We start from the raw sequence: 24,628 nt of genomic DNA, 5'->3' as shown, positions 1-24,628 counted from the left end.
GCGGACCGTCGCAAAACCACCCGGAACGGTCATTCCGGAAGCGCCCCAATCCGGACGCTCGTGTCGTATTGGCTGCCTCCCGTAAGTACCCATTCGTCGGCTCTGTGGCATAGAATATAATTAAATTAGCAAACCAGAGCCCTATCCGTCCTCAAAGACGGTCGAGACATCATATAAATGCAACCACAATATCAGTTGCTTAGTCTAACTGAGGCTACGGCTGTTGAAAATAACTGTAGCAGTGCGGCAGTGATATCACCACCTGATGCAACAGGAAAATATAGTCCGTCCGATGCACAGGCCTTGAGAGCAGGACCGATGTTCGCCTCGTATGGCCGAACATAACTATTATAGAAATCGTTGTCATAAATCGGCAAATATTGTGTGTAGATAATGCCAATCCTGACATTGTTGGTCTTTAATAGGTTGCAGGTTGAAGGGCTGAATGGGCCAATGAATCGATTGCTTTGAAACTGGAATCCTGCACTCTGATTTGTGACGCTGCCGCCGGTGTCCTCAACGCCATCAGTAACAAAAAATAGAAATCGGATCGGCGAGGCTGAAGTAGCTCCAGTTCCACTCGCCGGTATAGTAGAATTCATTTTAGCGATAGCTCGCTCAAAATCTGTTTGATTGTCAGTTTGATTGTAATATGCGTATGCAATATCGATATTGCTTGCAGCCGACTTTATCTGACCTAGTGTCGGCGTCATCGCCTGTAATCTGGTTTGCGTCGTGGAGTCGTTGAAGGTCCACATTTCCATTTGAAACTGCTGAGACAATGACATGCTTGAGTTGGCCTGATCCACTAGGGCGGAAACAGCATCCCTCAAAACCTGAATGCGAAGTTTGATATTGTTTTTCTGGGCAATGTGATAATTGTCATTCTGATTATCGCCCGTCACATTGCCTTTGCTGTCGAAGGTATGTTGATGACAAGCGAAAGCACACCCACCAGTAGCAATCTTCATATTATTGACGTCGGCATCGGTCGCAGCGAGCCCCATTGAAGGTGAATTATCAAGCAGAAGATAAAAGTTTATATATTGAAATAGATTTCTCGTGCTTGACGACGAGCCACCGATGTTCATCGTCATGATTTTCATCATTGATGATAGCGTGGTCTTTACAGTCGCGGTATAATTGGCCGTCAAGCTTAACGACGAAGCGCCATTCACCGGTGAGCCTGGCGTGAAAGACGTGACCGTAACGCCAGGAACCTTCGCAGCTTCCGTACGAAACTGCGCCTCCATGTTCTGAAGATTGGTCGTCGATATGGTGTTCGTCTTTTGCGACATCACCGCGAGCACGGCTCCATCTAGGGCCGCGTCAAGCTGCGCTTTGGCTGCGTTACGTCGACCGTAATCGATAGCTGCCGCCGAAGCGAACAGCACCGGCATAGCGACGAGAGCGAATGTAAGTGCGACCTGACCGGATCGGGCGCACTTGTAGCTTCGGGCGGCCCTCCCAATCCGACTTTCCATCTGATGCAGCAGTCGGGACACGGCACCCTCGAAGTCTAGTTATAGTTTGGGCAAGCCGAGCCGCCGGGCATGATGATCTCTTTGACGGTTCTCTGCGACCAAGGTATTTGCCTGGTGAAAGACAGGCCACGGCTGCCAAAAATCCATCTGTAGAGTGAACTACCGATGATTGGCGTGTAGCTCATTGTCACTTCGGCGAGAATATAGCGAGCGCCATCGAACTGATAGGCAGCCGGCGTCGCAGGTAGGCCGCTGGTGCCGTTAATCTGCAATGCTGGACGTTTAGTTGCGTTTTGTGACCAACTGGAACAGACGCCGCCATATAACGCTCCGGAGATCGATTCCACTCCCATGGAGTTGACGATGATCTGCAGGCTTGATGCGTCTAGAGGCCTAAGAATTGCATTTGCAGCCCCCGCAATGGTCGCCATGTCATTTGAGGAAGGACTTGGATTATCTGCCCTTCCTGACAGATCACCGAGTGTCCGCGCGAACAACGTAACCTTTCGGTTCGCGTCGAGGATGCGGGCCAGCTCGATTGTGCCAAAATAAAGCACGATGAGTATCGGTAAGATGAGGGCAAATTCGACCGCTGCGATCCCGCGCTCATCTTTCTTGTAACGCGCAAGACGTCCGTAGAAACCGTCCATCACGAACACACGGATTTGGTCGTGTACGGCTCGACCTTGAACACCGTAGCGGCTTGGAGCACACGCCGCTTATTCGGCAGGTTGGACGAGGTGGAGCCCAAAAGCGGGAAGAACACCGGAACGTCCACGGCTGCCTGCACGATCATGATCGCGGATGCTCCCGCACAGGTATAGCTCGGAAAATTGGCGTTCCAGTCGCTGACTCCGTTCGCATCTGTGGCCACGGGCGAAACTGGCGCGGCGGATGCATAGTTCGACGCTTGCGTGACACTAACCCGGACATTAGCGCAATTGAAGATCGTGATGCGTGCTGCGCCATTAGGCTGGGTGCAGATCGCGTTGCGGAACCGACTCATCAAGGTTGCTGCATCGGTTACGCCGGCATTCGTAGTCTGAAAGCTGCCCGTGTATATCTGCCGCCCAGCCTCGACGACGGCTTGCTGAAGAATTTCCTGCTCCCAGGAAACAAGGCCGTTCTCCAGGCAGCCGCCAAGTAGAGCGAGAAAGGGCAGTGCGACGAGACCGAACTCCACGGCCGTAGCACCATCTCTAGCCCCATACAGCCGCGCAGCAATCTTCGCTGGACTGCGCCCCCCCACCCTCAATAAGCCTATTAACCGCATGGCCCAACCCAGCCAATTGCCACTTTTGGGACCCTTAAACCTTAAAATATTAATTTTCGTTGCGCTTCTTAGCTATAGATCAAGCGTCATCGCCATTTTCGTGGATAAATCTCGGACTTACTGCGTGGATGCAACCAAAAGTTGCTGGGTAACAGTTTGACAGAGGGACAGTGCATTAGCCCACGGCTAATTTTTTCTGCTCATAGGTTGGGCCAACCTAAAAGTTATAATAAGCAATGAATGTAGATTGCAAAGAGCAAGGTTCCCAAGCAAAAGAGAGCCGCCCCCTACTTGTATGATTGTGAGTAGAAGCTTTATGTTTTGAACTTCAATGCCAATTCAACGGCTAGTAATTCTGAAGAGAACATTCGCGTTTTCACTTATTAACGTCGCAGGTCATCGTCGTTAAGCTGCAGGGAAGCTGACGTTCCGATGGACTTCAAAGTGTCGTAATCAGGCGCAGCGATTACGTCCGCTGTCATCCATTGTCACCCGGAAGCGGACCAACGGAAATCCACCCCTCTCTGGCATCACCATGGCCCTGGTGATTGCGTTCAGACCCCAGGACATCTGATCGGGCCACCGTCCGCGTGGGGACGCAGTCAGGCCACGCGGCGTTGGATCGCCGCGACGCTCCTGTGGTCAGGAAACAATCTGCCGATGGCTGGGGCCAGCCGATCCAGGCCCATGGGACGGTGCGGCGAATGTCCGCTTCCGAGCGCAGGCGAGCGGTCGAAATCCGACGGCTGGCACCCATCGCAAGGGGTACCTCATGCTGAGGGGCTGCGTCAGCGGCCTTACAGGCGCGCTCCGGAGATCGCGACGCCGCCCGGAGGGCTCCTTCGCGGCTTTCGCCTTTGCGAAGAGCCACGTCGTCGTCCGCAGGTGCGGAGCCGAAAGTCTCACACCCTCCCGGGACGAGGCCGTGGACGGGAGATCGCCTCGACCAATCGCGCGTGCCTCACACCGCGCTATCGCCGCCCGCGCGGGGCCGGGGTCGGGGCGACGCCCGCCGGGACGGTCTTGGGCGAGCCGAGATCGTAGCTGCGGTTCTTCAGCGGATCGAGGCGCGTGCCCTCGGAGGCATCGAAGGCACGGGTGCCCGGCGTCCCGGAATCGAGGGCGAAGGCGGCGTTGGTGTTCGGGGCGTTGCCGCCCGGCGCGACCGCCGAGGCCCGGCCCGGGACGCTCGGGTCGGGGCCCGGCTCGACCTTGTCGACCGCATCCGCCGGCGGCGCCTGGCGGCTCTTCTCAACGGCGCGCCAGCGGGCGACGTTGCGCTGGTGGCCTTCCAGCGAGTCGGCGAAGGCGTGGCCGCCGCTGCCGTCGGCCACGAAGTACAGGTCCTTGGTGCGGGACGGATGGGCGACCGCCTCCAGGGCGGCCCGGCCGGGATTGGCGATCGGGCCCGGGGGCAGGCCCTCGATCGCGTAGGTGTTGTACGGCGTCGGCCGGTCGATCTCGGAGCGCAGGATGCCGCGCCCGAGGGTGCCGCGTCCGCCCACCAGCCCGTACACGATGGTCGGGTCGGATTGCAGCTTCATCCGCTTGTTCAGGCGGTTGATGAACACCCCGGCGACCCGGGGGCGCTCGTCGGCCCGGCCGGTCTCTTTCTCGACGATCGAGGCCAGGGTGACCATCTCGGCCGGGGTCCGCACCGGCACGTCGGCGCTGCGCCGGAGCCAGATCTGGTTCAGCACCTCGCGCTGCTTGGCGCGCATCAGGTTGACGATCTGCTGGCGGGTGGCGCCGCGCTCGAACTTGTAGGTGTCGGGCAGGAGCGAGCCCTCGGGTGGGATCTCGTTGATCTCGCCGGAGAGGATGTCGTTGTCGTTGAGCCGCGTGACGATCTGCTCGGAGGTGAGACCTTCGGGGAACGTGATCGCGTGCTGGACCTGCCGGCCGGTGGTCACCGTGTCGAGGGCATCCGCGATGCTCGCATGGGCCTTGAACATGTACTCGCCGGCCCGGAGCGCCGGACGGCCACCGAAGCGGGCGGCGAACTCGAACAGGCCGGTATGGTCGATCACGCCCTCGCGCTTCAGCGCCTCGGCGATCTCGCCCGTGCCGCTATGGGGCGGGATCACCACGACCTTGTCGGTGGCGAGGGGGCCCGGCTCGCGCACCTGCCGCTGGAACAGGGTGATGCCGATCATCGCCGCGATGGCGATCACCACCGCGAAGGTGAGGGCGCCGCTGATGATACCGACGAGGCCGCTGCGCTCGCGCACCGGCTTCTCCGGTGGGGGCGGCGCGGCGGTCGGCTTGATCGCCTCGCCCGGCGGGCGCGGCGACAAGCGCTGCGGCAGGGCGGGCTCGTCGGCCGGATCCCGCGCGATCATCTCGGGCGCAGGCATCTTTGAGCGGCGGAAGAACATCGAGATCCTGTCGAGATCATCGTCCCGAAAGCCGGCGGCCGGCGTTCGGGACGACGATGATACAACACCGGGCCCGCGCGCACCGTTTCGCGCCGCGGGCCGGGACCGGCGGCCCGCAACCGGGTGCGCGCGTCGAGATCCGCGACCCTAGCCGGGTTTGTGGCGAAATTGCCGTTTCGCGCCGCGGGAACGGGCCGATCAGACCGCCGGCTGGCAGGTCGCGCAGAAGAAGGTCGAGCGGTTGGCCTGGACGATCCGGGTGATCGCGCCGCCGCAGCCCGGGTGGCGGCAGGGCTCGCCGACCCGGTCGTAGACCCGGAAGGCGTGCTGGAAGGCGCCGGCGCTGCCGTCGGTATGGGCGTAGTCGCGCAGGGTCGAGCCGCCGGCCTTCACGGCCTCCTGCAGGACCTGCACGATCGCCTTGGCCAGGGCGTTGGCCTTGGGCGTCGGCCGCCCGTCGGGCTTGGCGAGGCAGCCGGCCGGGGTCTCCGGGTGGAGGCGCGCCCGGTGCAGGGCCTCGCAGACATAGATGTTGCCCAAGCCCGCGATCAGGCGCTGGTCGAGGAGCGCGGCCTTGAGCGGCGCGATCTTGTGCCGGAACAGGCCGGCGATCACCGCCCCGGTCAGCCCGTCCAGGGGCTCGATCCCCATGTTGGCGAAGTGGCGGCAGGACTCCAGGGTCTCGCTCGGAACGAGGTCCATGAAGCCGAAGCGGCGGGCATCGTTGTAGGTGATCGTGGCGCCGGTGCTCATCGCCATGACCACGTGGTCGTGCTTGGGCGTGCCCTGTGCCCCCTCCAGATAGAAATCCCCCGGCGAAACGTTGCGGCCGTCGGGCAGGGCCACGTCGAACCGGCCGCTCATGCCGAGATGCATGATCAGGGTCTCGCCCGAATCGAGGGCGGCGGTGAGGTACTTCGCCCGGCGGGCGAGATCGGTCACGCTCCGCCCCTCCAGCCGCGCTGCGAATCGCTCGGGGAACGGGAAGCGCAGATTGGGCCGGCGCAGAGTGACCCGGCTGAACCGGGCGCCGACCATCGCGGGCACCAGGCCGCACCGTACCGTCTCGACCTCGGGAAGCTCCGGCATTTTTTTTCCGAGACTTTTTCGTTGGACCGCATGCGCACGCGGCTTGGATATCGAATTCTTCGACGGGACCGGCAACGGCGCGGTTTGCCGCCCTTCCCGGCGAAGAGCCTGCGACGGTTGACGCTCAACGCCGGCGAAGTCTGACGTAGAGCGCGCCGCCGCCGCCATCGCGGCGGGCCGCCTCTTCGAAGCCCAGCACGATGCCCCGCAGCTCGGCCCCGCGCAGCCAGTGCGGCACGCTGCGCCGGAGCACCCCCCGCTCGGCGAAGGCGTCGGGATAGGCGGAACCGCCCTTCTCCTGCCCGCCCTTGCCGGTGACCACCAGCACATAGGCATGCCCGGCCGCCCGGCACTGGAGCAGGAATCCCGTAAGCGCGGCATGGGCTTGGGCCTGGACCATCCCGTGCAGGTCGATCCGCGCCTCGACCGCCAGACGCCCCCTACGCAGCCCGACCTTGGCCTGCCGTTCCAGCCCGGACGGCGCTGCGTGGCTCTGCGGCGGCGCCTGATAGGGCGCGGCGGTGACCTTGTGGGGCAGGGCGGCCGCCGGCTTGGGCGGCAGCTTCGGACGGAGTTTTTTCGGTGTCGGGTTCGCGCTTGGCTTGAGGATCGGTGCCGTCAGTGGCGGCATGATCGCGGTCGGCGCTGGCGGGATCTCGTGCGGCTGAGGCGTCGCCCGGCCCGTCAGCGGCGTCACCAGCTTGGCGATTTCGCCCCAGAGCCTGGCCTCCCCGGCGGTCAAGCGGCGCGTGCGGCGCGGCGGCCTCACGGCGCGACCCCGCGGGCGGGTTTTGGCAGCAGCACCACGAAGCCGATGGCATCGCGCAGGTTTCCGGCCGCGATCCCGGCCTGCGCCCCCGTCCCGACGAACAGGTCGCCCCGGGCCGGCCCGACGATCGCCGATCCCGTATCGGCGGCGATGACGAGGCGCCCCGTCTCGCCCGGCGCACCGCCCGGGAGCTGTCCGACGAGCCAGAATGGCAGGCCGTAGCGCCACAGCCCGCCATCCACCGCAAGGCTGCGTCCGGGCGTCAGCGGTGCGTTGGCGGCGCCTGGCGGACCGAGAGCCGGATCCTCCACCGCGGCGAGGCGGAAGAAGATGTAGGAGGCGTTGGCACGAATCAGGCGCCGGGCGGTCTCGGGATGCGCCCGCAACCACGTCGTCCAGCGGGCGAGCGTCAGCCCCTCCAACGGCAGGTGGCCCTCCTGCACGATCAGCTTGGCCACCGCCGTGTAGGGCCGGCCGTTGCGCCCGTCATACAGCACACGGACGGCCCGCCCGTCGGGCAGCCGGACGCGGCCCGAACCCTGGACCTGCAAGACCAGCAGGTCGACGGCGTCGCGCAGCCACAGGATCGGACCCGCCCGGGCACCCAACGCACCGTCGTCAATGGCGGCCCGATCGGGATAGGGCTCGAACCCTTCCGCGGTGGCCCGCGCCGCGCGCAGCGCCGGGTCGAGACCGGGCCGGGTCTCGCCCGGTGCGAGAGAGACGAGGTCGTCGGGCCTCGCGAGCACCGGCGTCGCGAAGTCCGGCCCTTGCGTCAGCGAGCCCTCCAGTTCCGGCTCGAAATAGCCCGTGAGGAAGCCGGGTCGCTCGGCCCCCGGCCGGACCACCTGAAAGGCTTCGAATCGATCCCGGAAGAACGCCGCCACCGTCTCCGGCCCGACACCGGCCGCCGCGGCGCAAGTCTGCGATAGGGCGGCCGGATTGCCGACAACCCCCGTGGGCTGCGGCGTCGGCGGCGCCGGCGCGACGCAGACCCGGCGGAACGCGTCAAGCGCTGCGGTGGGATCCGAGCCCGGAAAGTCTCTCAGGCTCTCGAACGGAATCGGTGTCAGGACAGCGTCGCCGACCTGGGCGGGGGCGGCGGGCGCCGAACCAGCTAGGAAGATCGCAAAGAGGGCGGTCGGGAGCCGTCCGGACCAGATAGGCAGGTTTGGCACGGCAACAGGATCACGAAATCAAGCGCCGGCTTCGGTAGCCACGAGTTGCCAGTTCGGGTCCCGCGAGCCGAGGGTGCGCGCGAAAGTCCAAACGTCCGGCACCTCGACCACGGTCTCGGCGCTGCCGTCGACGACCTTGCCCTCGGCGTTGCGGGTGGCGGTGATGAGGTTCGACAGGAAGCGCACGGTGATCTGCGCCACACGGTTGCGCACCTCGATCGCAACGATCTCGGCCTTGTCGATCGACACGAAGGTGGTCTCCAGGGTCTGCCGATTGCGCTCGCGCTCGGCGATCGCTCGCTCGAACGCCTCGCCAACCTCCTTCGAGAGGAGGCCCCGCAGGGTCTTCCGGTCGCCCTTGGCGAAGGCGATCATGATCGTCTCGTAGGCCGCCTTGGCTCCTTCGATGAAGGCGCGCGGGTCGAAGCCGGGCTCCGCCTGCACGGCAGCCTCGAGACCGCGGGCGATCTCGGAGCCGGGCTCCGCGATGCCGCGCCAGTCGCGGGCGGCCACAGCGGCCTGGGCCGGGGCGGGCTGCACCCGGTCGGCGCCGGGCAGACGCACGACGTTGTCGCCCTCGGAGCGCGCCTGGGGTTCGGTCCGGCTGCGGTCCACCGGCTTGAATGGCGAGCGCTCCGCGCCGGTCTTCTGGCCGAGCACCGAGCGCAGGCGCCAGATCACAAAGACGGCGAGCGCGAGAAAGATGATCGTCGTAACGTCGAAGCTGTCCTGCATCACCGATCCGATGGTGGCCGCGGCGGGACCTCGTGCCCCTTGCCGAGGTCGTGCGCGGTGCGGCGCCGGCAAAGCGCTCGCGGGTCCAGGCGACTCATAACCGACCAGCGCGCCCGGAGCGAGCCGGTTGTACCGGTGCGGAACGCCGCGATCCCCGTGCCTCAACCGATATGGGGCGTGGACACCGCCGCCGCCAGCGCCACGCCAGCCTGCTGCTTGTCCGTGCCCGGCGCGCGTGTTAGCGGCGCTGCCTTCCGGGCCGCTTCGCGGTGCCGTTCAGCGGCTTCCGCCGCGACAACCCGGGCCGGCCCTGCCGGCCGATCGAGAAGGATGATCCGCATGGCCGACTCTCCGGCAGCCAACGGCAACGGCGGCGGCATGCCGCAGGGCGACGCGCCGACCATCAACGCGCTGGCGCAATACACGAAGGACCTGTCCTTCGAGAACCCGAACGCGCCGCGCTCGCTGCAGCCCAAGGAGGGCCTCGGCCCGCAGATCAACATCCAGGTCAACGTCACCGCGCAGCAGCTCTCGGACACCGATTTCGAGGTCGAGCTGACGCTGGAAGGCGATGCCAAGATTCAGAATGAAGTGCTGTTCGCGTTCGACGTGAAGTATGCGGGCGTCTTCCGCATGGTCAACATCCCGGCCGACCAGCTTCATCCCGCCGTTATGATCGAGTGCCCGCGCCTGCTGTTCCCGTTCGCCCGCCAGATCGTGGCCGAGGCGGTGCGCAACGGCGGCTTCCCACCGCTCTACATCGATCCGATCGATTTCGTCGCGCTCTACCGCCAGAAGGCCATGGAAGCCCAGGGTGCCGGCGGCCCGCTGGCTTCTTGAGGCACTTAAATCGGCCCGGCGAGCCCGTCAGTGGCCGCCGGGACCGCGATAGGCCGCCGCCAGCGTCCGCAGCGCCTCTGCCGGGCGCCCGGTCAGATGCCTGGATCGCATCACGATCCAGGTGAGCGGCAACTCGGGCAGGCCCAGCCGTGCGCCAACCTCCACGGCGCCTGGCGGGGCGGGGCGCGGCGGCAGGGCGGCGATTGCGAGGCCCGCCGTGACCGCTGCACCGACGGCCAGCACGCCGCCGCCGACGAACACCTCTGTCCAGGGCAGGCCGGCCGCATCCAGGGTGCGGGCCGCCGCCGCCCGGACGTTGCAGGGCCCCGACAGGCCCGCGAGCCGTAGAGGCTCTCCCGCCGGAGGGGCCGGGAAATCCGGCGCCGCGAACCAGCCCAAGCGCTCCTGCGCCAGGACGGTCCCGTCGCGCTCAGGCCTCTCCTCGGCTCGCAGCAGCACCGCGTCGTAGCCGCACTCGCCGGCGGACTCGAAAGCGGAAGCGAGGTCCCGCGAGGGGACGATCCGCACCTCCAGGGTCAGACCTGCCTTGTCGAGGCCGAGGCGCCGGAGCAGAGCGGGCAGGTCCGGACCGGCGACGTGATCGCTCATGCCGAGGCACAGCCGAGCCGGCACGTCGGCCGTGATCTCCGACAGGGCGCTCTCATGCGCCTCCAGCAGCCGCCGCGCCGCCGACAGGAACAGCTCGCCCTTCCGGGTCGTGGCCACGTGTCGGGGCGTCCGGTCGAGCAGCCGCTCCCCGAGCCGATCCTCAAGACGCTTGAGGCGCAGGCTGATCGCCGCCTGCGAGGTGTCCAGCGCCTCGGCGGCGCGGGTGAAGCTGCCGAGATCGACCACCCGCACGAAAGCCAGGACGCCGTCGAGATCGAGGGGACGAGGCAGCATCACAAGCGTCCGTTATCAGAGATATTCCCGGCGATATCTCGCTCTTATGATCGTCCTTTGCAACTCTGTCGGCGCGACAGAGGAGAGGACGATGCTTGTTGCACGCTACCGGCACCGCTTGCCGGCCGATTATCCGATGGACCGGATCCGTGCGCGGGTCGCCGAACGGGCGCCTGCTTGGAACGCGATACCTGGCCTCGTCTTCAAGGCGGTCACCATTGAGGAGCGCGCACGCGGCGCGGCGGCGAATGCCTATAGCTCGCTCTATCTGTGGCGCGACGCCGGTGCGGCGGCCGAATTCCTTATCGGGCCGGGCTTCCGGGCCGTGATCGAGAGTTTCGGGCGCCCGCAGGTGGAGACGTGGCTTCCGTTCGATGTGAGCTTCGGCGCTGCCGCGACCATAGTTGCCCTGTCGGAGGAGACGCGGCAGATCGGTCCCAACGAGGATCTCGGCCAGTTGCGGAAGACCGAGCAAGTCTGGGGACGGGACATCGCCGGGCACCCTGGCGTCCTGGCCACCTTGGTCGGGCTCGAAGCCGCCACGTGGCGGCTGACGCGCTTCACCCTGCAGGCCGACCGAGCCGACGCCCAATCCGGCACCGAGGTCGTGCATCTCGCCGCCCCCGGCCTCGCGGCCCTGCGCGGTCTATGAGGAAGGCATGATGCGATGCCCCTGATCCGCATTTCCCTGCGCGCTGGCACCCCTCCGGCCTACCGCACCGCCCTGGTGGAGGGCGTCTACGCGGCCCTGCGCGAGACCTTCGCAGTGCCCGAAGGCGACCTGTTCGCCCTCGTCCACGAGCACGAGACGGCGAATTTCCACTACGGCCCGGACTATCTTGGCATCCGCCGCGGCGACGAACTCGTGATCATCCAGATCACCGCCAACGCCACCCGAACCACGGCCCAGAAGCGTACGCTCTACGCCGCCATCACGCGCAACCTCGGGCGCGAGCCGGGGGTGAAGCCGGCCGACGTGCTCGTGAATTTGGTCGAGGTCGCCCCCGAGAACTGGTCGTTCGGCGACGGGCTGATGCAGTATGGTCCGCCGGACCCCTGACGGTGCGGGAGGCGGGCTTGACCGTAGCGAGACCGGAGTCCAGGTGCGGGGCCCGCCGCCAGATCTGGATCGCATGAGCCCCACCGCGCACCTCGCTTTGATCAACCTGTTCATCGGCGACATCCAGGGTGGTCTTGGGCCATTCCTGGGGACCTGGCTGGCGCAGGCCGCATCCTGGAGTCCGGCGCGGATCGGGTTCGTCATCACCCTGGTTGGATTCGGGACGCTCTTTCTGAGTGGTCCGTTCGGGGCCCTTGTCGACCGCTTTCCGCGCCCGCGCCTGTTGGTGGCGCTCGCCTGCGCAGCGATCCTGGTAGGCACGCTGCTGCTCCTGCCAGCGCGCAGCTTCCCGGCGGTTCTGGTGGCGCAGCTGCTGGCCGCTGCAGGTGGCACGCTGCTTCTGCCAGCGGTCGCGGCGCTGACCCTGGGAATCGTCGGGAAGGACGGATTCCCCAAGCAACAGGGTCGCAATCAGGCCTTCAATCATATCGGCATTCTGATCGCTGCCGGTGGCATCAGCCTCGGTACTAGTACCTTCGGCCCAGCCATCGCCTTCTGGGTGCTGGGCGGCATGGCGGTCGCCGCGATCGTCGCCACGCTGACGACACCGGCCGGCGCCTGGAACCAGCGTCGCGCCGTAGGCTGGAAGGAAGACGAGGACGACGAGCCGCAGCGCAGCGGCATTCGGCAGGTTCTCGGCAACCGGCGCCTCCTGGTTCTCACCGTGGCGCTGACGCTGTTCAACCTCGGCAGCGGCGGCATGCTGTCCCTGCTCGGCCAGAAGCTGGTTGCCACCGCTGCTGACGCCACGACCTGGACCGCCCGCTACGTGATGGTGGCACAGTTGGTGATGGTGCCGGTGGCGCTGTTCGCCGGCTCCCTGGCGGATCGGCGCGGACGGCGTCAGCTCCTGATGGTGGCCTTCGCGGTGTTGCCGGTACGGGCGGTGCTTTCGGGCCTGATCGACGATCCGGTCTGGCTCATCACTGCGGAAGTCCTGGACGGCGTGGCTTCGGGCATTGTCGGGGTGGCGGTGCCGGTGATCGTGGCGGACCTGACCTGGGGCTCCGGCCGCACCCAGACGGCACTCGGCAGCGTCAACGCCGTGCACGCCGGCGGCGTCGCCCTGTCGGGCTGGTATGGCGGCTTGTCCTACGGGCTGTTCGGCTGGACCGGCGCGTTCCTCGCCCTCGGCGTGCCGGCGCTTATGGCCCTCGCGCTGGTAATCTGGCTCGATACAACCCCCGAGCCTGGGCGGCGCCGGCGTCGACGGGAGCGGCGCAGCGCGGCGATCCAGGGAGCGTAGGTTTTCTCCGGGCTGTCGACTTTTGGTACAGTCTCACGCTGCGGGGAGAGGGAGCGATGAGGGATCGGTCCCCCGTATCACTTGTGGTGGTGACCCCGGACGACCTGCGCGCCGTAGACGCCGTCTTCGACGATCTCACCGCCTATTCGATGCGGGTCGATGGCGTGCCGCGACGCGCAAATGCGGCTGCGGCGTTCGTGACAATGCTCCCGCCGGGATGCGATCTGCACAATAGGCACGCGTTCCTGGCAAAGTGCGACGACACGGCCATCGGTCTTCTGCATCTCGTCAATGGCTATCCCACAGCAGAAACAGCCTTCATCGGGCTCTTGGCGATCCGCGAGAGTGCTCAAGGATCCGGCCTCGGACGGGCGCTTTACCAAGCAGCGGAGCAATTCGCTCGGAAGAACCTACACGTGTGCACGCTGCGCTTGGCCGTGGTGGAGACCAATCCGGTCATGAGCTTCTGGACGCGGATGGGATTCAGCCCAACCGGTGAAATCAAGCCGTTCCGGGGCGAACGCGTTACTTCCCGGGCGATCCTGATGAGAAAGCAGCTCTAAAAACACGAAAAGCCCGGCCTGTGAGGCCGGGCTACTTCGAAGAATAACCGTCTCGCGGGGACGATCAGCCGATATGCGGGCTGCCGGTGGCGGCTGGGAAGCGGTCGGCCAGGGCGCGGCGGAGTTTTTCCAGGGCGCGGTTCTCGATCTGGCGGACCCGCTCCTTCGAGATGCCGAGGCGCTGGCCCAAAGCCTCCAGGGTTGCCTGATCCTCGGCGAGGCGCCGCTCGCGCACGATCCGCAGCTCCCGCTCGGACAGAACCGTAAGTGCCTGCTGCAGCCAGCTGAGGCGCCGTTCCCCATCGACTGTGGCGCTGACGGTCTCGTCCGGTAGCGCTGCGCCATCGACCAGAAAGTCCATGCGCTCGGATGAGGCCTCGTTGTCCTCGCCGATAGGCGCGTTGAGCGACATATCGGGGCCCGAGAGGCGGGCATCCATCAGTGCGACGTCGTCGCGCGAGACGCCGATCGCCGTCGCGATGCGGCGATGGATCTCGTCGCCGACATGCTCCTCGGTGGATTGCATCAGCCGCGCACGCAGGCGGCGCAGATTGAAGAACAGGGCCTTCTGGGCCGAGGACGTGCCACCGCGTACGATCGACCAGTTGCGCAGGATGTAATCCTGGATTGAGGCCCGGATCCACCACGTCGCGTAAGTCGAGAAGCGGACATCCCGCTCCGGCTCGAACCGCGCTGCAGCCTCCATGAGACCGACATGCCCCTCCTGGACGAGGTCGGCCATCGGCAGGCCGTAGTGACGAAAGCGCCCCGCCAGGGCGATGACGAGGCGCATATGAGCTGAAATTAGGCGGTGCAGGGCGCGTTCGTCGCGGTTGTCCTTCCAACGGACAGCGAGGCCACGCTCTTCTTCCCGTGCCAGGAAGGGCGCCTCCATGGCAGTCCGTATGAACTGCCGACGAATTCCAGCGATATCAGCCATCCCGCCTGCCTCTTGTTGCCGAGTGCTGTTGCGGCGCCGAACGGAGCGTTCAACCCGCAGGGCGTCACCGATGGGCGGCGCCAGGCAACCGACAACGGGAGGTAAAACACGAAAGTTCCGCCGCTCCGCTTCGCAGTGCGCCAACTGGATGGCCACGTTTTCGTGTTCTGTTGGAAGAAAATGGGTTCCGACGCCGCGCCGTCCAGTCCTGACCCTTCAATCCGACAAGGAAACGTTGGGCTCGGAGCCGATCGGGGTCCAATTGATCCCGCGAAGAGCGCTCGGCGTTTCGGCATAAAAAAAGCCCGGCCATTCGAGGCCGGGCTCCGTTTCGCCGAAGAAGGGCGCCTCAGGCGGCCACTTCCTGGATATCGTCTCCCTCGCCGTCGGCATCCGCCTCGGGCTCAGCTTCCTTGGCACGGCGCGGCGACTTGGCCAGGCTCTGCTCGATCAGCTTCAACGCCTCGGTTTCGGTGATGCGGTTGACCGAAGAGATCTCACGTACGATCCGGTCGAGGGCCGCTTCGTAGAGCTGACGCTCGGAATAGGACTGCTCGGGCTGGGCCTCGGAGCGGAACAGATCGCGCACCACCTCGGTGACGGCGAGCAGATCGCCCGAGTTGATCTTCGCCTCGTATTCCTGGGCCCGACGCGACCACATCGTGCGTTTGATCCGGGCACGGCCGGTCAGCACGTCCAGCGCCTTCTTCACCAGTTCCGGCTCGGCGAGTTTGCGCATGCCAACGCTGTTGGCCTTCGCTGTCGGAACGCGCAGGACCATCTTGTCCTTCTCGAACGAGACGACGAACAGCTCAAGCTTGTAGCCCGCGATCTCTTGCTCCTCGATCGCGGTGATGCGACCGACGCCGTGAGCCGGATATACGACGGCTTCACCGGTCTTGAAGCCTTGCCGGCCGGCGGTCGTCGTCTTCTTGGCTGTGGTCATGCGAGAAGGGCCTCCACTGGCGCGCGACGCTCCGCGCCGCGCAAAACCGTGTTCTTCCGGGCGGGATACCCGGTTTGCCTCGCCGTTCCCGGGATCTCCGCCTGTTGGGCGAAGATCCGGGCGTTCCCCGGCGCGACCGTGCAAACACCGGAACATCCACCGAAGTCACCTTCGGCAGTCATTCGCGTGCCACCCTACGTAATCCACGAAAGCGAAAGGCATTTCGGCCGGAGGGAGCACGTCTGGCGCGAGCGACGGCAGGCGGATTGTGTATCACAATCCGGCGCGCAGATCAAAGCATCCCTGAAGAAGCACGCGCGGTCCCGGCGCGGCCTCGAAAGAGTTTTAAACCGGCCAAGCCAGACCGGAATGACCTCTGGGCCGCTCAGCGCATCTGTTGACGCAGGTCGGACTCAGAATCCGCCTCGATCCACAAGCGTCCGTCGGATGGACGGCGGATCGCAACATCGTGAGGCAATCCGTTATCCAGTTTCTGCGCCGCGCGGGTTGCGTTTCAATCGATCCTGTTTGGAAGCGACCTCCGCGTGGGCATCAGGCTTCAATCGCCTGAGCCGGGGTTGGCCGAAAAATGCGCCTCAAGCTTGCCGGCGACGCCGTCCCACTCCTTGGCGTCGCCTGGAGCGTCCTTCTTCTGCGTGATGTTCGGCCAGCTCTTGGCGTAATCGGCGTTGAGCTTCAGCCAGGTCTCGAGGTTCGACTCCGTGTCCGGCTTGATCGCCTCCGCGGGACATTCCGGCTCGCAGACGCCGCAATCGATGCACTCGTCCGGATGGATGACGAGCATGTTCTCGCCTTCGTAGAAGCAGTCCACCGGACATACCTCGACGCAGTCCATGTACTTGCACTTGATGCAATTGTCGGTGACGACGTAGGTCATCGGCTGTCTTCGTCCCAAAATTCTGGTCTGCCGGGGCGGAGCCTCGGAGGCCCGCACGCCCAGGTGGCGCTGCGATGGTGCGCCGCAAAACCTGGCGTCGAACCAAGTCTTTCGGAAGCCAAGGGCTCTAGACCCTGCCTTCCGGGCTGACAAGCGCGTGGGTGTCCCAGGGGCAGGCGACCCGGTGCTCGATCGGCCCCTGTGGCGCTCGCTCCTCACTCGGGCGGTCCGATCTCCGGCTGGATGCCGGCCAAATCTTCGTACAGGAGACGCGCCTCCGGGGCCGGGCCCCTGCGCTCACCAAGGCTGAGCACCCGCACGGCCAATGTCGTGTGCGGGGCCGCCACTGTCACCACATCACCGATCACGATGCCCTTGGCCGGATTTTCAGCCCGAGTTCCATTTACCCGTACGAAGCCGTCTTCGGAGAGACGCGCGGCCAGGGAACGGGTCCGCGCAAACCGCGCGAACCACAGCCATTTGTCGAGTCGCTGCCGACCCTCCCGCATCCGCGAGGATCAGCGTTTTCCGCCGTCGCCGGCTTCGAGCTGCGCCTTCAGCGCGGCCAGCTTGGCGAAGGGCGAGTCGGGATCTGGAGCCCGCTCCCGCCGCGGCGGACGCTGATCGGGCCGCGGCGCTGCGTGGCGCTGTTCGGCATTGCGCTGCTCATCCCGGCGTTCCGGACGGACGCCCTCGAACCGCTCGCGACGGGTACCGCGGTCGCGCCCGGTGCGGGGCCCGCCCTCGTTGCCGGGGCGCTCGCCCCCCTCTGCCCGCCGCTGATCGGGGCGCCCGCCCTCCGAGCGACCGGGACCTTGCTGTTGACCCTGCTGGCCGCCGTCGCGTCCGCGACCAGCCCCACGCGGGCGGTTCTGCGGTCGGGGATTGGCCGGACGCTGATGGCGCTGCAGGCGCCAGACCTCGATCAGGATCTGCTCGGCCGGGGCCTCGCTCTGCGCACCGTCGGATTCGCTCTTGGCCGATATCACTTCGGACGCGGGCTCGGCTGCTTCCGACTCGGCAACCGTCTCAGTCGGCTGGATCATCTCCGAGTCATGTGTCTCGGTGGACTGAGCGGTTTCAGCGGGAGCCTTTTCCAACTCGGTCTGTGGTGTGGGCGGCGCCTCCCGCTCGGCTTCGGCAGCCGCTTCGACAGGCTCGGCTTCCGGTGAAGCATCGGGAGCGGATTCGGAGCTTTCCGTGGCGACGAGGGCGGGCTCCGCGTTCTCCGGGGCTGTTGTCTCGTCGCCAGAGTCCGCCACATCCGCAGCCTGCGCGGGGGCATCCGTCTCATTGCCGGTGGATTCGCCGGCCGAGTCCTCATCGATGGCGCCGGGTTCGCTCGCCGGGGCAAGTTCCGACACCGGAGTCACCACGACCGGTGCGGTCGCAGCCGCCGGAAGCAGCGGCACCGTGATAGCCGGACCGGGGCGGGCCTCCAGGGAATAGCCCAGCGATTTCAGGATTGAAGCAAAATCCTCGCCCGAGCAGCCCACCAGTGAGGTCATTCCAACGGTCGCCACGAAGGCATCGCCGTCGGCCGTGCCGTCCGGCGGAGCACCCGGCGTGGTGCCCGGACGATAGGCGATCGCCGGGCGAATCAGGTCGGCCAGCCGCTCCAATATGTCGACCCGCACCGCGCGCTCGCCGCTGACACGGAAGCCAGCTGCCCGGTAGAGGCCTTTGGCGATTTCGCGATCGACCTTGATCGAGGTGCGGCCGGAGCCGGCCAGATGGGCGATCTCATCGAGGCCGCGCTGGTCGAGCCCGCCATTGCGCAGGGCCCAGAGCTGGGCTGCCAGGGTCCGCGGGGCCGGCTTCAGCAGAGCCGGCAGGAAGATGTGGTAGGCGCCGAAGCGCACGCCGTGCCGGCCGCGCGCGCCGCGCCCCTCCTGATCGAGGCTGCGCATCTCGTGGGCCACCTTCGAGCGCTCCAGCACGCCCAGTGCCTCAACCACCTGATAGCCGATGCCCTTGGCCAGCCCTGTGAGGTCGGCCGCGGTCTCGAGTTCCATCAGCGGGCCGAGAAGGCGCACGATCATGGCTTTCAGCCAAGCATCGAGCCGTGCCTCGACCTTCTCACGATGCGCGCCCGTCAGGCTGTCATCGGCCAGCAGACGAATCTGCGGGGCGAACAGTTTTTCCCCGGGGGTCAGCTTCGCCACGGGAGCGCCGGTCCAGCGAATCATTCCGTCATGCGCGAGCACGAGGGTCGAATCGGCGGTCGCCGCGAAGCGGTCGGCTCGGGCCTCGATCTCTCCGGAGAGCGCCTTCTCGGCGGCACTCCTCAGAGTCTTGGCCTCGTGCCCCTCGGCGCTGGCATCGGGGACAAATAGGAATCCATGCAGGTGACCGACATGCTGACCCTCGACGGTGACGTCACCGTCGGCGGAAATTTGGGCTTCGAGCATCGTGTTCTCTCTCAGGCGCCGCATCAGGACGCTTGTGCGCCGGTCGACGAAGCGGCTCGCGAGGCGTTCGTGCAGGGCGTCTGACAGCCTGTCCTCTACCCGACGTGTCTCGCCCTGCCAATGTTCAGGGTCGCGCAGCCAATCGGGGCGGTTGGCCACGAAGGTCCAGGTGCGCCCCTGGGCGATCCGTCGGGACAGCGTATCGATGTCGCCGTCGGTGCGGTCGATCATCGCCATCTGCTCGGCGAACCAGGTATCGGGGATGCGTCCGGCCATGCCCTTCATGAGGAAGCGATAGAGCTGCGCCACCAGATCGGCATGCACCTGCGGGTGCACCTTGCGGTAATCCGGTACACCGCAGACATCCCAGAGACGCCTGACCGTGGATTGGCTCCGCGCCATGTCGCGGATGTCATCCTCGCGCATCAGAATCTCGAGCGCCTGCTGGTCCTGCCCCATCGGCGCGCGGGTGAGACCGGATTCGCGCGGGTGCTCGTCGAGGCTCGTCTGGAGCGCCTCCAGGGTCCCGAAGCTGAGATCCGGGTTGCGCCATTGCAGGATGCGCAGCGGATCGAAGTCGTGATTCTCCAGCCGCTCGACCATCTCGGGCTCGAAGGGCGGGCAGCGCCCCGTGGAGCCGAAGGTCCCGTCCGCGAGATGGCGACCGGCACGGCCCGCGATCTGGCCCATCTCGGCGGGGGTCAGCTTGCGGAAGCGAGTGCCGTCGTATTTCCAGTTCGCCGCGAAGGCGACGTGGTCGACGTCGAGATTGAGCCCCATCCCGACCGCGTCGGTGGCGACGAGGTAATCCACGTCGCCGGCCTGGTACATCTCGACTTGGGCGTTGCGGGTGCGCGGCGAGAGCGCGCCCAGCACGACCGCAGCCCCCCCGCGCTGGCGCCGGATCAGCTCGGCGATCGCATAGACCTCCTCGGCCGAGAAGGCCACGATCGCGGTGCGCCGGGGCAGGCGCGACAGCCGCTTCTCGCCCGCGAAGCTCAGCTTCGACAGCCGCGGCCGCGTCGTGGTGTGGACGTTCGGGATCAGTCCCTGGACCAGCGGCAGCATGGTCGAGGAGCCGATCAGCAGCGTCTCTTCCCGGCCGCGCACATAGAGCAGGCGGTCGGTGAAGACGTGGCCGCGATCCATGTCGGCAGCGAGCTGGATCTCGTCGATGGCGACATAGGCCACGTCGAGGTCGCGCGGCATCGCCTCGATCGTGCAGATCCAGTAGCGCGGCCGGTCCGGCTTGATTTTCTCTTCCCCGGTCACGAGGGCGACCTTTTCCGGGCCGACCTTGGCGACCACGCGCAGGTAGACCTCCCGGGCGAGCAGCCGCAGGGGCAGCCCGATCATGCCGGTCGGGTGCGCGAGCATCCGCTCGATCGCGAGATGCGTCTTGCCGGTGTTGGTCGGTCCGAGAACCGCCGTCACACCGCGGGCGCGGACGTCGCGCGGCAGGGACGGGGGGGGGGGGGGGCGGAGCGGCGCGTCGATGGTCGGCGGTTCCTTCGGACGGGAAGGCCGGCGCGGCGCCGTCTGGCGCGGGCAGGGAGTTTCGGGCGGCCGGGCGCGTCAGGGACGATAGGGCCGCGTCGGTCCTCCCCCATATGGGATATCACCCGGGCCGCTGCCAACCTGCGGCATAATCAGCGGATAGACATCGATCTGCGTGGGCGGGGATCCTGGCTGGGGCGTCAGGTCGGCGCAGAGGGTATCGGGTATGGCCACCAGCGGGCCGTGTCGAGGCGGCCGGTGCTCGATCACCTCGGCCGACGAGAAGGCATCACCGCCGCAGCCGGGATCGGCCGATCCGGCGGTCAGAGGCTGGGCCGTGGCTGATCCGGCGCCTGCCAGGGCTGCCAGGACGAGGGCGATTCGGAGGCGGTGCGAGTACATGCGCGGATCATCGCCGGGAAGATGAAAGATTCGATCGTTGTAGCGGCCTGCTCGATGGGCATCCCGAACACGACCCCTCACTCACACTGTGCCCGAAGCGGATCGAAAACGCGCAACGGTCAAGCCGAGCGCTCTGCGAGGTGGCGATCTCGAATGGAACGGCCGGTCCCTGATTCAAGTGGAACGACAATACCGTGCGCGATTAATACGTAAATACGGGCATGTAGCCGATTATGTCTGCTCGGTCCGACGGCGACTGCCGTTCCAAAATTTTTCCAGGTCTGATATTGTAATTACAAGAGTTGATTCAGTCCGCATTGCCGAGTGCGGGATTCGGCATCAAGCAAAGATTTCAATTTTGAAGTGCTAGGATATCAGAGCCAGTGGAAATGAATGTTGAAAGTAAAACTGTTTCAGTGGTTATAGCTGCGTATAACGGCTCTTCATTCATTCATGAGCTGCTCAATAGCGTCATCAACCAAAGTTTCAGGCCAATCGAGATCATCGTCGCGGATGACCGCTCGACGGATCAGACCGTAGAAATTGTCAAATCGATTGCAGCAGTGTCCTCGGTGCCGTTAGAAATCAAAGTTAACGATGCCAATCTTGGATTTCGCGACAACTTCCTGAATGCGGCCTTATTGGCAAAGGGCGACTTCATAGCATTCTGCGATCAGGATGATATCTGGGATCTCAAAAAACTCGAGCGCGTCGCAGCTTTTTGCCAAAAGCCAAATATCTCAATGATTGTACACGCCGCTTCAAGTTTGGATCAGTCGACCGGTAAGCTAGTAAAATTTACCCAAGGCATCCGGAGCACCGGTGTCAAGCCACCGCTGAGTTACGATCCTTGGCTGACGTTCTTCGGGTTTTCGATCGTCTTCCGCCGGGAGCTTCTACATCTGGCGGACATCCAGGGGCGGTTCCGAGACTTCATCGTGCCCAACGAAAAGATCGCGCATGACCGATGGATCGTGTTCCTCGGCCAGGTGGTCGGCGAGACGGCGGAACTGAACCTGCCCCTCGTCACCTATCGGCAGCATGCGACAAACCTGTTCGGGGACGGCCGCCGCAGCCATAAAGCGAGAGGGCATGATCCGATTAGGGAGCTCGACGACTACATCTCCGCAACCGCCGACATGATCGAGGTGATCCGCGATCTTCCGGACGAGACTGAGGTCACGTTTCCCCTCTTCGATCGCGGGAAGGCGATCCACTTTTTCCAGCGGGCCCTGCACCAGTTGCGGCAGAGGAAGCAGGTCTACGTCTCGCGCAGCCGCCCCAGGGGCGTGTGGGCGGTGATCCGGAATATCCGTGGTGGTGTCTATCGATCCGTCCACCAGGATGCGATTCGGTGGCGCTCGATCGCGCGCGATCTCAAATACTGTGCGACGCGCTCGTAGGCCGCACGCGTTACGGCATCGCCGCGGGCAACCCGAGATAACCGAACACCGCGCGCAGGACGCGCGGCTCCAGCGCGTCGCTGGCTCGCTCACCGCGCTCTCCGGCGGCATCCACTATGCCCCGAACGAGCGCGAACAGGTCGCCCGCCGCGGTTTCGGCCTCGACTGGCGGCCGGGGTTCGAGGTGCCCGAGAAGGGCCAGGAAGGCGCTCGAGATCGCCCGGGTGACCGCGTCCAGGTTGTCGTCAAGCTGAAGTCGATTCTCCTCTCGGTCGAGCAGCAGGGCGAGGCGCGGCCGGGACATCTGGTGGGCGACGGCCGCCTGCACGATCCGACGCAAGCCGAGCTCCGGCGTTGCCGCCTCAGCCGCTTCCTGCACCGCGGCGATCAGCAAGCCAGTCTCCCGCGCGACCAGGGCTGCAGTCAGAGCCTCCTTGCCCGGAAAATACTGGTAGACCGAGCCGACCGAGACGCCGGCCCGCTCGGCCACGGCATTGGTCGTGTAACCGGCTAGGCCCTGTTCCTCCAGAACGCGAGCCGCGCCTTCGAGAATCATCCGGACCGTTTCGGCGGATCGGGATTGTTCCGGGTTTTTCCGAGGCTTGAGCGCCGGCCTCCGCGCCGCTCGACCTGTCATGAACGCGAGTTCGCCGCCGGGCGGCGCAGGGGCATCATTGGGACGTTCCAACAGACCCAAGGAGCGGTGAATTCCATGTCCGAACAGACCTTCAATCCCAAGCTCACCGTCTTCATGCTGGTGAAGACGTCGCCCGAATGGCTCGCCCTGTCGATCGACGATCGTTTCGCCCGACTGCGCGAGGTGTTCGAGCCGATCCTGCGCCGCCACGCGGATGCCGTGAGGCTGCGCTTCTACGACGCCGAGTTCTACACCGCCCGCGTGACCGACCTGTGGGTCTGGGAGGCGGGCGACAACCACGCCTACGAATGCGTCGTCGAGGCCCTGCGCGAGACGGCCTTCTGGGACCGGTGGTTCACGATCGTGGAGATCATCCCGGCCGTGGAGAATGCGTACGCGACCAATTACGGCCGCTCGCCCCTGGCTGCTTGAAGCCGACGCCTCAATCGGCGCCTTCGACCAAAACGACCTCGCCGATGCCGGCGGGCAGGCGCTTTGCCTTGGCCGCCTGGTACTCCGGCGAAAAATAATAGGCCCGCGCCGCCTCGTAGGAGTCGAATTCGAGCACGACGTTGCGCGGCCGGGCCGCGCCTTCCAGCGCCTCGCAGCGCCCACCCCGCACCAGGGGTTTGGCGCCGTGGTGCCGCATCCCCGCGGAGGCCATCTCGGCGTAGGCCGCATAGGTGTCCGGATCGGTGACCGTCATCCGGACGATGATGTAGCCCTTCGGCATGGTCCTCTCCCTTCCTGGCTGCCACGCTTGCGCCGCACGGGTGCCCTGAAAGACGCCGACGGTCAAAGCCGAATCGCGCCCCGGCGCTACTGCCCGGGCAGGCTTGCCTGGGCGACGCTGGCGCCGGCTGTCCCCATGGCGGCACCCTGGGTCCAGCGCGTCGCCTCGATGATGTTGGTGCCGATGGTGGTCAGCACCGAGATGCGCAGCGGGATCAGCGCACGCGTCCCCTCGACGGGGGCGAGCCAGACCGACATCTCGCGGTTGTCCTCCATGAACTTCACGCCGGGCCGGTCCGGCCGGTGGCCGGCCACCGCCTGGTAGCGGGCTGTGCAGACCAGAACCGGTCCCGCATAGCCGGGCTTCTGTACCTCGCGAGTCTCGGCGTAGCTCAGCACGACGTTGAACCGGGTGGCGCCGTCGAAAACCGGCAGGGTCCGGTTGCAATTGGCCGGATCGAGCGGTTCGCCTCGGCCCTGAGCCGGCATCAGCAGCGCGCTCACCGGATCCATGATGCCGCGTTTGTGGGCGGCCGTGACGGGAACCCGATCCTGCATGTCGACCAGCGGTGGCGTGATCTCAGCTTGCACGACGTTGCCGTGCGCCAGCGCCATGCGCACTGCGATTCCCGAACTCGCCGTATGGGTCGCGATCGAGAACGCGCCCGGCTGAGGCGCGGTCGAGAAGGTCCCGGAGGCCCGCGCAGAGCCCTTGCCGCCGGTGATGGCCCCGACCAGGCCGGTCAGCACGGCCGAGACGTCCATCAGGTAGCGGTCGTGCTCGAATGTGCCGGCGAGTCGGGCGGTGCCGATCGGCAGGCCAGCGAGGTTGATGCCGTAATCGACCGTCACCGTGGTGGGCGCAGCGGCGGCAGTCCGCTTTGCGCGGCGTGCCGCATCGGCCGGTGCGCTGAGCGTCGCTAGGGCGAGCACGGTCCCGAGAAGGCGCGTCGTCAGCGGTTTGATCGTCCGACGGACAGGCGTGGCGCTCATGATCCGGATCGCATCCCAGGAAAATCGGACGACAAATATCGTTTGCAAGACGGTCTCGCGAGACGAACTCGCAGACGGGCTCTCTGCGCTCGGTGCGGGCGCGGTGCCGGCCTTTGTCGAGCGGAGGATGGTTATATCCCGGTATCGTGGTTAACAGACCGTTGGGCGCTGGACTGCCATCGGATACACGC

General features: G+C 65.6%; 26 protein-coding genes. 7 read left to right on the top strand and 19 right to left on the bottom strand.

All coding sequences use genetic code 11. The annotated features are described in order from the left end of the window. Positions 1-191: 191 nt before the first annotated feature. The 9 genes from AO398_RS27290 to AO398_RS05030 form a co-directional block, all read right to left on the bottom strand. Complete coding sequence (locus AO398_RS27290; protein WP_244498670.1) at positions 192-1,505, bottom strand: pilus assembly protein TadG-related protein; 1,314 nt, start codon at positions 1,503-1,505, stop codon at positions 192-194. 14 nt (positions 1,506-1,519) lie between these two features. Beyond that, on the bottom strand, positions 1,520-2,134 hold the full coding sequence (locus tag AO398_RS27285; protein ID WP_082643129.1) for a TadE/TadG family type IV pilus assembly protein: 615 nt from the start codon (positions 2,132-2,134) through the stop codon (positions 1,520-1,522). Then, positions 2,134-2,667, bottom strand: coding sequence for a TadE/TadG family type IV pilus assembly protein (locus AO398_RS05060; RefSeq protein WP_243956720.1), 534 nt, complete (start codon positions 2,665-2,667; stop codon positions 2,134-2,136). Before AO398_RS05060 ends, AO398_RS27285 begins: the two co-directional genes overlap by 1 nt. A 1,061-nt stretch (positions 2,668-3,728) precedes the next feature. Beyond that, positions 3,729-5,135, bottom strand: a complete 1,407-nt coding sequence (gene mltG, locus AO398_RS05055) for an endolytic transglycosylase MltG (protein ID WP_058190926.1) — start codon at positions 5,133-5,135, stop codon at positions 3,729-3,731. A gap of 198 nt (positions 5,136-5,333) precedes the next feature. Beyond that, positions 5,334-6,224: a bifunctional DNA-formamidopyrimidine glycosylase/DNA-(apurinic or apyrimidinic site) lyase gene (mutM, locus tag AO398_RS05050; protein ID WP_058190925.1), complete on the bottom strand. Its 891-nt coding sequence runs from the start codon at positions 6,222-6,224 to the stop codon at positions 5,334-5,336. 124 nt (positions 6,225-6,348) lie between these two features. Continuing rightward, entirely contained in the window at positions 6,349-6,993 is a 645-nt protein-coding gene (locus tag AO398_RS05045) for a Smr/MutS family protein (RefSeq protein WP_058190924.1), read from the bottom strand. Beyond that, complete coding sequence (locus AO398_RS05040; RefSeq protein ID WP_152997414.1) at positions 6,990-8,171, bottom strand: murein transglycosylase A; 1,182 nt, start codon at positions 8,169-8,171, stop codon at positions 6,990-6,992. Before AO398_RS05040 ends, AO398_RS05045 begins: the two co-directional genes overlap by 4 nt. A gap of 18 nt (positions 8,172-8,189) precedes the next feature. After that, positions 8,190-8,906 carry a Tim44/TimA family putative adaptor protein gene (locus tag AO398_RS05035; protein WP_058190923.1) on the bottom strand — a complete coding sequence of 239 codons (717 nt, stop codon included), beginning with the start codon at positions 8,904-8,906 and terminating at the stop codon, positions 8,190-8,192. Between the two features lie 161 nt (positions 8,907-9,067). Then, a complete protein-coding gene (locus AO398_RS05030) occupies positions 9,068-9,247 on the bottom strand; it encodes a hypothetical protein (RefSeq protein ID WP_058190922.1) in 180 nt (59 codons plus the stop codon). Between AO398_RS05030 and secB the strand changes: the two genes are divergently transcribed. Beyond that, positions 9,246-9,746 carry a protein-export chaperone SecB gene (secB, locus tag AO398_RS05025; protein WP_058190921.1) on the top strand — a complete coding sequence of 167 codons (501 nt, stop codon included), beginning with the start codon at positions 9,246-9,248 and terminating at the stop codon, positions 9,744-9,746. The two genes, AO398_RS05030 and secB, sit on opposite strands and share 2 nt — an antisense overlap. A gap of 27 nt (positions 9,747-9,773) precedes the next feature. Here the strand turns inward: secB and AO398_RS05020 are convergent, their stop codons facing one another. Next, positions 9,774-10,649 (bottom strand): LysR family transcriptional regulator, encoded by an 876-nt coding sequence (locus AO398_RS05020; protein ID WP_058190920.1) that lies wholly within the window; start codon positions 10,647-10,649, stop codon positions 9,774-9,776. Between the two features lie 91 nt (positions 10,650-10,740). On the opposite strand from AO398_RS05020, the gene AO398_RS05015 reads away from it, so the two are divergent. The 4 genes from AO398_RS05015 to AO398_RS05000 all read left to right on the top strand — a co-directional run bounded on the left by AO398_RS05015 (position 10,741) and on the right by AO398_RS05000 (position 13,578). Continuing rightward, the gene (locus AO398_RS05015) at positions 10,741-11,301 is read left to right on the top strand and encodes a DUF4865 family protein (protein ID WP_058190919.1); all 561 of its coding nucleotides are present in this window, start codon (positions 10,741-10,743) and stop codon (positions 11,299-11,301) included. Positions 11,302-11,316: 15 nt separating this feature from the next. Next, positions 11,317-11,709, top strand: a complete 393-nt coding sequence (locus tag AO398_RS05010) for a tautomerase family protein (protein ID WP_058190918.1) — start codon at positions 11,317-11,319, stop codon at positions 11,707-11,709. Between the two features lie 73 nt (positions 11,710-11,782). Beyond that, complete coding sequence (locus AO398_RS05005; protein WP_058190917.1) at positions 11,783-13,015, top strand: MFS transporter; 1,233 nt, start codon at positions 11,783-11,785, stop codon at positions 13,013-13,015. 56 nt (positions 13,016-13,071) lie between these two features. Continuing rightward, a complete protein-coding gene (locus AO398_RS05000; RefSeq protein WP_082643128.1) occupies positions 13,072-13,578 on the top strand; it encodes a GNAT family N-acetyltransferase in 507 nt (168 codons plus the stop codon). A 64-nt stretch (positions 13,579-13,642) separates the two neighbouring features. Here AO398_RS05000 and AO398_RS04995 read toward each other — a convergent pair whose 3' ends face one another. From AO398_RS04995 to AO398_RS29780, 6 genes are all read right to left on the bottom strand, one after another. Then, entirely contained in the window at positions 13,643-14,518 is an 876-nt protein-coding gene (locus AO398_RS04995; protein WP_058190915.1) for an RNA polymerase factor sigma-32, read from the bottom strand. 349 nt (positions 14,519-14,867) lie between these two features. Beyond that, complete coding sequence (locus tag AO398_RS04990) at positions 14,868-15,464, bottom strand: CarD family transcriptional regulator (protein WP_058190914.1); 597 nt, start codon at positions 15,462-15,464, stop codon at positions 14,868-14,870. A 559-nt stretch (positions 15,465-16,023) separates the two neighbouring features. After that, on the bottom strand, positions 16,024-16,362 hold the full coding sequence (gene fdxA, locus AO398_RS04985; protein ID WP_058190913.1) for a ferredoxin FdxA: 339 nt from the start codon (positions 16,360-16,362) through the stop codon (positions 16,024-16,026). A gap of 215 nt (positions 16,363-16,577) precedes the next feature. After that, the gene (locus AO398_RS04980) at positions 16,578-16,871 is read right to left on the bottom strand and encodes an RNA-binding S4 domain-containing protein (protein ID WP_058190912.1); all 294 of its coding nucleotides are present in this window, start codon (positions 16,869-16,871) and stop codon (positions 16,578-16,580) included. A 9-nt stretch (positions 16,872-16,880) separates the two neighbouring features. After that, positions 16,881-20,150: a helicase-related protein gene (locus AO398_RS04975; RefSeq protein WP_058190952.1), complete on the bottom strand. Its 3,270-nt coding sequence runs from the start codon at positions 20,148-20,150 to the stop codon at positions 16,881-16,883. A 198-nt stretch (positions 20,151-20,348) separates the two neighbouring features. Next, on the bottom strand, positions 20,349-20,672 hold the full coding sequence (locus AO398_RS29780) for a hypothetical protein (protein WP_058190911.1): 324 nt from the start codon (positions 20,670-20,672) through the stop codon (positions 20,349-20,351). Between the two features lie 389 nt (positions 20,673-21,061). On the opposite strand from AO398_RS29780, the gene AO398_RS04965 reads away from it, so the two are divergent. Next, positions 21,062-22,075 carry a glycosyltransferase gene (locus tag AO398_RS04965; protein ID WP_058190910.1) on the top strand — a complete coding sequence of 338 codons (1,014 nt, stop codon included), beginning with the start codon at positions 21,062-21,064 and terminating at the stop codon, positions 22,073-22,075. 10 nt (positions 22,076-22,085) lie between these two features. On the opposite strand, the gene AO398_RS04960 is transcribed toward AO398_RS04965, so the two are convergent. After that, positions 22,086-22,631, bottom strand: coding sequence for a TetR/AcrR family transcriptional regulator (locus tag AO398_RS04960; protein WP_244498669.1), 546 nt, complete (start codon positions 22,629-22,631; stop codon positions 22,086-22,088). A gap of 156 nt (positions 22,632-22,787) precedes the next feature. On the opposite strand from AO398_RS04960, the gene AO398_RS04955 reads away from it, so the two are divergent. Then, positions 22,788-23,144 carry a darcynin family protein gene (locus AO398_RS04955; RefSeq protein ID WP_058190908.1) on the top strand — a complete coding sequence of 119 codons (357 nt, stop codon included), beginning with the start codon at positions 22,788-22,790 and terminating at the stop codon, positions 23,142-23,144. 10 nt (positions 23,145-23,154) lie between these two features. Here the strand turns inward: AO398_RS04955 and AO398_RS04950 are convergent, their stop codons facing one another. After that, positions 23,155-23,445, bottom strand: a complete 291-nt coding sequence (locus tag AO398_RS04950; RefSeq protein WP_058190907.1) for a DUF1330 domain-containing protein — start codon at positions 23,443-23,445, stop codon at positions 23,155-23,157. An 86-nt stretch (positions 23,446-23,531) separates the two neighbouring features. Then, complete coding sequence (locus AO398_RS04945) at positions 23,532-24,437, bottom strand: DUF3108 domain-containing protein (RefSeq protein ID WP_243956669.1); 906 nt, start codon at positions 24,435-24,437, stop codon at positions 23,532-23,534. Positions 24,438-24,628: the final 191 nt, after the last annotated feature.

This window comes from Methylobacterium sp. GXS13 (assembly GCF_001455965.1).
In the GTDB taxonomy this organism is placed as follows: domain Bacteria; phylum Pseudomonadota; class Alphaproteobacteria; order Rhizobiales; family Beijerinckiaceae; genus Methylobacterium.
This window is presented reverse-complemented; position numbering and strand designations above follow the sequence as displayed.